The sequence below is a fragment of the Halorubrum sp. SD683 genome (assembly GCF_002135045.1).
Taxonomy (GTDB): domain Archaea; phylum Halobacteriota; class Halobacteria; order Halobacteriales; family Haloferacaceae; genus Halorubrum; species Halorubrum ezzemoulense.
In genome coordinates, this window is sequence record NZ_NEWJ01000012.1 from 47,660 (window position 1) to 54,857 (window position 7,198).

Annotated in this window: 7 protein-coding genes; 5 read left to right on the forward strand and 2 right to left on the reverse strand. The window is 71.8% G+C overall.

The annotated features are described in order from the left end of the window. Window positions 1-118: 118 nt before the first annotated feature. Window positions 119-676 (reverse strand): DoxX family protein, encoded by a 558-nt coding sequence (locus tag B9G49_RS05605; protein WP_086215712.1) that lies wholly within the window; start codon window positions 674-676, stop codon window positions 119-121. 151 nt (window positions 677-827) lie between these two features. Continuing rightward, window positions 828-1,511 (reverse strand): endonuclease III, encoded by a 684-nt coding sequence (nth, locus tag B9G49_RS05610; RefSeq protein ID WP_086215713.1) that lies wholly within the window; start codon window positions 1,509-1,511, stop codon window positions 828-830. A 121-nt stretch (window positions 1,512-1,632) separates the two neighbouring features. Between nth and B9G49_RS05615 the strand changes: the two genes are divergently transcribed. From B9G49_RS05615 to trpE, 5 genes are all read left to right on the forward strand, one after another. Then, window positions 1,633-2,916 carry a tRNA pseudouridine(54/55) synthase Pus10 gene (locus B9G49_RS05615; protein ID WP_086215714.1) on the forward strand — a complete coding sequence of 428 codons (1,284 nt, stop codon included), beginning with the start codon at window positions 1,633-1,635 and terminating at the stop codon, window positions 2,914-2,916. Between the two features lie 158 nt (window positions 2,917-3,074). Beyond that, window positions 3,075-3,773 (forward strand): universal stress protein, encoded by a 699-nt coding sequence (locus tag B9G49_RS05620; protein ID WP_086215715.1) that lies wholly within the window; start codon window positions 3,075-3,077, stop codon window positions 3,771-3,773. Window positions 3,774-3,924: 151 nt separating this feature from the next. Further along, entirely contained in the window at window positions 3,925-4,998 is a 1,074-nt protein-coding gene (gene trpD, locus B9G49_RS05625) for an anthranilate phosphoribosyltransferase (protein ID WP_049929811.1), read from the forward strand. Then, window positions 4,998-5,642, forward strand: coding sequence for a phosphoribosylanthranilate isomerase (locus B9G49_RS05630; protein ID WP_086215716.1), 645 nt, complete (start codon window positions 4,998-5,000; stop codon window positions 5,640-5,642). Before trpD ends, B9G49_RS05630 begins: the two co-directional genes overlap by 1 nt. Further along, window positions 5,639-7,198 (forward strand): anthranilate synthase component I (gene trpE, locus B9G49_RS05635; protein WP_086215717.1); only part of this gene is annotated, 1,560 nt, incomplete at its 3' end. The genes B9G49_RS05630 and trpE, both read left to right, overlap by 4 nt.

Sequence of the window (7,198 nt, forward strand, 5' to 3'; positions counted from 1 at the left end):
CGGGCAGGTGAATCGAGTGGGAAGATCGAATCGGCCGAACCGCACTCCGCGCATCGAAAACGAGTCGGCGGCGCGCGTTCGCGCGCCGGGGGCTGCGACGCTCGGTCCCGCGTCCCGTTCAGCCGAGGACGTACCGGAGCGCCGGGACCTTCTCGACGAGCGCCTGCCCGCCGACCTGAATCTGCTCGATGTAGGCGTCGAGGCCGAGGACGCGGCCCGCGCCGAACGCGGCCACGGTGAGGAACACCATCGCGTACACTAGCGTCGAGTCGAACAGGGCGAGGAAGTCGCCGCTCCACCCGCCGAGGTAGAACAGCGTCATCTGTATTGCCCCGCCCAGCGCGGCCAGGCGGACGAACGCGCCGAGGATCAGCGCCGTGCCGATCAGCAGCTGCGTCGCGGGCACGAACACGTTCGCGAACTCGACGAACCACGGCGTCGACCCCATCGCGGCGTACAGGCCGCTGACCGGGCTCGCCGCGTCGGGCGCGTGGATGAGGTAGCCGCTGGCGTCGAACGGCCACTCCGAGACCTTTCCGAGGCCCGCGAACAGGATCATCCCGCCGATGGTCGCCCGCAGCAGGACGATGAACAGCGCCGACAGCGAGTGCGCCTTCCCCAATAACGTGATTCCGCCGAACTCGCCGCCGAACTCGTTTGTGGTCTTCGTGGACATTGTGTCTCTCCTCACTTGCGAATACGCCGGACGAGTATATAAACCGGAAAGCGGGTTCCCCTTCGCCGAGACGAATTCGACCTGGCCCCCTATCTGTCGGGTCTTTAAATATAATCCCCGAACGTCATCCGATCGGACCGCTTCTCCGGGCTCACCACGCCTCGCCGCTGGCGAGGTCGACCTCGGCGTCCCCCTTCTCTGAGGGACAGATGTCGGCGAGCACGCAGTCGGCGCAGTCGGGGTTGATCGCGGTACAGGTCGCGCGCCCGTGGTCGATCATGAGGTGAGTGAACTGCTGCCAGTCGCTCTCGGGGACGACGTCCAGCAGGTCCTGTTCGATCGCCTCTGGCCGTTCCTCCTCGGTGACCCCCAGCCGCCGCGTGAGCCGCTGGACGTGGGTGTCGACGACGATCCCCTCGACCACGTCGTGGCCGTGCTGGAGGACGACGTTCGCGGTCTTGCGACCCACGCCCGCGAGGTCCGTCAGCTCGGACATCGCGTCCGGCACTTCGCCGTCGTGCTCCTCCGCGATGTCCGCGCACGCGGAGCGGATGTACTTCGCCTTGTTGTTGTAGTAGGTGATCGAGTTGATCGCCTCGGCCATCTCCTCTTGGGGCGCGTTCGCGTACTCCTCGGGCGTCTCGTACGTCTCGAACAGGTCTGCGCACACCTTGTTCACGCGCTCGTCCGTACACTGCGCGGAGAGGATCACCGCGATGAGCAGCTCCAGCCGATTCGAGTAGTTGAGCGAGATTGTCGAGTCGGGGTACTCCTCGTACAGCCGGTCGAGGACCTCGGCGACCTGCTCCTCACGCGGATCGAGTGGCGTTCCCATACGAATCCCTCCGTCCGGGCGACATTGAACGATCCGACTGTGCGCCCCGCCGCGACGGATCGGCACGCCGCCCGCCCCGCCGAGTAGTAAGACAGTTACCACGCGGCGCGCTGGTGAGCGTATGGACGTACTCGACGTCGCGGCCCGCGCGACAGAGACCGGGCCGGTGTGCGACGCCTGCCTCGGCCGGCTCGTCGCCGACCGGAGCTTCGGGTTGTCGAACGCCGACCGGGGCTCGGCGCTCCGCGTGTCGCTGGCGTTGCGCGACGACGAGGACCACGAAGCGGTCGACACCGCGGACTGCTGGGTGTGCGAGGGTCGCTGCGCCGCGTTCGACGACTGGGCCGACCGCGCCGCCGAGGCGGTCGAGGGCGTCGAGTTCGCCACCTACAACGTCGGCACGCGCCCGCCACCGCTGATCGAGGAGAACGAGGCGCTGCTCCGCGCCGACGCCGGCCTCGACGAGGACGCGGGCGAGCCGTTCAAGTCGGAGTTCAACCGCGAGGTCGGCAAGCGGTTCGGGCGGCTCACGGGCGTCGAGGTCTCCTTCGACCGCCCCGACGTCCAGTTCACGATCGACTTGGCCGAAGACGAGATCGACGCGAAGGTGAACTCCACGTTCGTCTACGGCCGCTACAGGAAACTGGAGCGGGACATCCCCCAGACCGAGTGGCCCTGTCGCGAGTGTAAGGGCTCCGGGCGGCAAGGGGCCGACCCCTGCGACCACTGCGGCGGCTCCGGCTACCTGTACGACGACAGCGTCGAGGAGTACACCGCGCCGGTCGTCGAGGACGTGATGGACGGGACGGAGGCGACGTTCCACGGCGCGGGCCGCGAGGACGTCGACGCGCTCATGCTCGGCACCGGCCGCCCGTTCGTGGTCGAAGTGGAGGAGCCGCGCCGTCGCCGGGTCGACACCGACCGCCTCCAGTCGGACATCAACGCCTTCGCCGACGGCGCGGTCGAGGTGGAGGGGCTCCGCCTCGCGACCTACGAGATGGTCGAGCGCGTCAAGGAGCACGACGCCGCGAAGCGGTACTGCGCCGCGGTGACGTTCGACGCCGACGTGGACGCCGACGCCCTCGCGGACGCGGTCGCCACGCTGGAGGGGGCGACCGTCGAGCAGTACACGCCGAACCGGGTCGACCACCGCCGCGCGAGCATCACGCGCGAGCGCGACGTGTACGAAGCGACGGCCGATCTCGACGACGCGCGTCACGCGACCGTCGAGATCCGCGGCGAGGGGGGCCTCTACATCAAGGAGCTGATCTCCGGCGACGAGGGCCGGACCGAGCCGAGCCTCGCGGGCCTGCTCGGCGTCGGCGCCGAGGTGACCGCGCTCGACGTCCTCGCGGTGGAGGGCGAAGACGAGCCGTTCGAGCGCGACGAGTTCTTCCGGGAGTAGCGCGCTCCGAGGCCCAGCCGATGCCGTCGCATCTCGTCCGGTCCGGTCGATCCGATCCGGCGCCGCCCGCTCCGGTCGGGGGCCCCGACGCACCGTACCGAGCCGGCCGCGGACGCGGAATCAACGGGATTTATCTGACGAGCGTCAGACGTTCGAATATGAACGGGAGCGACGCCGACGGCGGAAACGCCCGAGAGGGTGGCACCCGAAACGGCGCCTCCGGCGGCGAGTCGAACGGTTCGACCGCGGCCGGCGACGCCGGTCGCGCGGGCTCGCCCGCGGTGGGCGACCCCGTGATCCGCCCCGCCGTCGACGACGCGGGGGCGGTTCCGACCGCCGCCGACGTATCACTGAACGGTGCCGACCGCGCGGAGCGACCCGACCGGGTCTCTTCGGTCCTCGTCGCCGTCGGGGCCGGGCCGCACTCCGGAGCCACCGTCGACGTCGCCCGGGAGATCGCGGACGCCACGGACGCGTGGCTCGAACTGTTCCACGTCGTGCCCTCCGACGCGGCGCTCGCCGACGCGGCACCCGACGACGACGCCTCCGGGACCGTCGCCCCCGCCGGCGCGGCCGACGCCGACTACGCCGCGGCGGGGGAACGACTCCTCGACGCGGCCGAGGACCGGCTCACCGGGTTCGACCGCGCCGACCGGTGGCTCGTCGAGGACCGGACCGCGGCGGGCGCGGTCGTCGAGCAGTCCGCGTACTACGACCTGGTCGTCGTGGGCGCGCCGACGACGGGTACCGTCGGCCGGTTCGTGTTCGGCTCCACGACCGACACGGTCGTCGGCGACGCCGAGGTCCCCGTCGTCGTCGTCGAGGCCGACGGGTCGACCGCCCTCGACGCCGAGTAGGCGCCGACCGCCGTCGCTGCTACGACAAAGGCCCGTTTTCGCCGTTCTCGGCCCCGTTGACTGCGTGTTACCGTCTCACGTCTCGGCGACAGCGTTAAAACAGTGTACATACTTGTACATCATAACGCGGAATACTACATCGGTGGACACAATGAATCTCAACGACACGGTCGAGCGCGTGACGGACGGGGAGGATCTGACCGTAGAGGAGGCGCGCGAGGCCGCGCGGCTCGTCTTCGAGGAGGCGACGGAGGCCCAGATCGGGGCGCTGCTCGCCGCGCTCCGGGCGAAGGGCGAGACCGAGGCCGAGATCGCCGGGTTCGCGCAGGGGATGCGCGACGCGGCGCGCACGATCGAGCCCGACCGCGAGCCGCTCGTCGACACCTGCGGCACCGGCGGCGACGACCACGACACGATCAACGTGTCGACGACCGCCGCCGTCGTCGCCGCGGGCGCGGGCGTCCCGATCGCCAAGCACGGCAACTACTCGGTCTCCTCCTCCTCGGGCAGCGCGGACGTGCTGGAGGTCGCGGGGGCCGACGTCGAGGCGGAGCCGCCAGCCGTCGAGGCGGCGATCGAGGACGACGGGATCGGCTTCATGCTCGCGCCCGTCTTCCACCCGGCGATGAAGGCCGTCATCGGTCCGCGCAAGGAACTGGGGATGCGGACGATCTTCAACGTCCTCGGCCCGCTCACCAATCCCGCCGGCGCCGACGCGCAGGTGCTCGGCGTGTACGACCCCGACCTCGTCCCCGTCATCGCGCGGTCGCTGGCGCACATGCCCGTCGAGCGCGCGCTCGTCGTCCACGGCGCGGGCATGGACGAGATCGGAATCCATTCCGAGACGGTCGCGGCCGAGGTCGACGGCGAGGACGTGACGGAGTTCACGATCGAGCCCGCCGACCTCGGGCTCGACCGCGCCCCGATCGAGGCGGTCGCCGGCGGGACGCCCGCGGAGAACGCCGCGGACCTGCGCGGGATCGTCGACGGCTCGGTCACCGGTCCGAAGCGCGACCTGATCCTCGCGAACGCGGGCGCGGCCGTCTACGTCGCTGGCGAGGCCGAGACCCTCGCCGCGGGCGTCGAGCGCGCCGCGGAGGCGATCGACTCCGGCGCGGCCGCCGAGAAGTTCGCGGCCCTCTGCGACGGCGACGAGGCGCCCCCGGCTGACGCGGGGACGAGCGGAGCGGCGGACGGCGCGACGACCGCGGAGGACGACGACTGATGGCGCGGGTGAAGATCTGCGGGATCACGCGCGAGGCCGACCTCCGCGCCGCGGTCGACGCGGGGGCCGACGCGGTGGGCGTGATCACGGAGGTGCCGGTCGACTCGCCGCGCGAGGTCGACCCCGCCGAGGCGGCGGAGCTGCTCGCGGACGTGCCCGCGTTCGTCACCGCGACGCTCGTGACGATGCCCGAGTCCGCCGAGCGCGCGGTCGAGCTCGCCCGCACGACCGCGCCCGACGCGATCCAGCTCCACGGCGAGTGGACCGTCGACGAGCTCCGCTACATCCGCGCGGAGACGGAGCGCAAGGTGCTGCTCACGATCGACGCCGACGACCCGGCCCGCGCCGAGGAGTTCGACGGCGCGGTCGACGCCTTCGTCGTCGACTCCACGGACGACTCGGGCGCGGGCGGCACCGGCGAGACGCACGACTGGCGCGCGACCGGCGAGCTCGCCGAGCGACTCACCACGCCCGTCGTGCTCGCTGGCGGGCTCACGGCAGACACCGTCCCCGAGGCGGTCCGCGTCGCCGACCCCTTCGCGGTCGACGTCGCCTCGGGCGTCGAGATCGAGGGCGGCCGGAAGGACCACAACGCGGTGGCCCGCTTCGTCGCCAACGCGGGCCGGGAGATGGAGCTGGCATGAGCGACGCGGCCCCCTCGCTCGACCGCTCGAAGGCCGAGTTCGTCGATCTGGCCGCCGACGCCGAGAAGCCGGTCGTCGTCCGCGCGTCCGCGTCGCTCGACGCCGACGTGACCCCGCTCGGCGCGTACGCGACCCTCGTCGGCGAGGGGCCGTACGGGTTCCTCCTGGAGTCCGGCGAGAAGGTCGCCTCCAGCGACCCTGACGGCGCGTTCACGAACGGCGGGAAGGCGGACCGGCACGCCCGCTACTCGTTCGTCGGCTACGACCCGGAGGCGGTCGTCTCCGTCCACCCGGATCGCACGGAGGTGACCGAGCTCGGCCCGGCGGCCGAGTTCCTCGGCGACGGGCTCGACGGCGACGCGGGGGCCGCGACGACCGCGCCCGGCCTCGGCCCGGACGAAGGCGACGCGGTCGACCGCGTCCGCGCCGCGTTCCCCGACGTGGCCCTGCGCGGCTTCCCCGACACCGACCGCCAGATCCTCTCGGGCGGGTTCGTCGGCTTCCTCGCGTACGAGGCGGTCTACGACCTCTGGTTAGAGGAGGTCGGTGTCGACCGCCCCGAGACCGAGTTCCCGGACGCGGAGTTCGCCCTCACGACCCGGACCGTCGTCTTCGACGAGCGGGAGGGCGGCGCCGAACTCGTGTTCACCCCGGTGATCGGCGTCGACGACGACCCGGCCGCGGTGTACGACGACCTCGCCGCGGAGGCCGAGCGCGTCGCGACCGAACTGCGCGAGGCCGCGCCGCCGGACCCCGACGGCGTGCGCGTCCGCGAGGAGTCCGCGGACCCGCGCGGGGAGTACGAGGAGGCCGTCCGCACGGCCAAGCGACACGTCCTCGACGGCGACATCTACCAGGGCGTGATCTCGCGCAGCCGCGAGCTCCGCGGCGAGGTGGACTCGCTCGGCCTGTACGCGGCGCTGCGCGACGTGAACCCCTCGCCGTACATGTACGTGCTGCGCCACGACGACCGGAGCGTCGTCGGCGCGAGCCCCGAGACGCTCGTCTCCGTCCAGGGCGACCGCGTCGTCTCGAACCCGATCGCGGGGACCTGTCCGCGCGGGACCAGCCCGGTCGAGGACCGCCGGCTCGCGGGCGAGATGCTCGCCGACGGGAAGGAGCGCGCCGAGCACACGATGCTCGTCGACCTCGCGCGCAACGACGTGCGGCGCGTCTCGGAGCCCGGCTCCGTCCGGGTCGAGGAGTTCATGAACGTGCTGAAGTACAGTCACGTCCAGCACATCGAGTCGACCGTGACCGGGACGCTCGCGGCCGACGCGGACGCCTTCGACGCGACGCGCGCGACGTTCCCCGCGGGGACGCTCACCGGCGCGCCGAAGGTGCGCGCGATGGAGATCATCGACGACCTCGAAACGACGCCGCGGGAGGCGTACGGCGGCGGCGTCGGCTACTACTCGTGGACCGGCGACGCCGACTTCGCGATCGTGATCCGGACCGCGACGCTCGACGAGTCGGGCGACGAGTCGGTCGTGGGCGTCCGGGCGGGCGCGGGGCTCGTCGCCGACTCCGACCCGGCCGCGGAGTACGAGGAGACA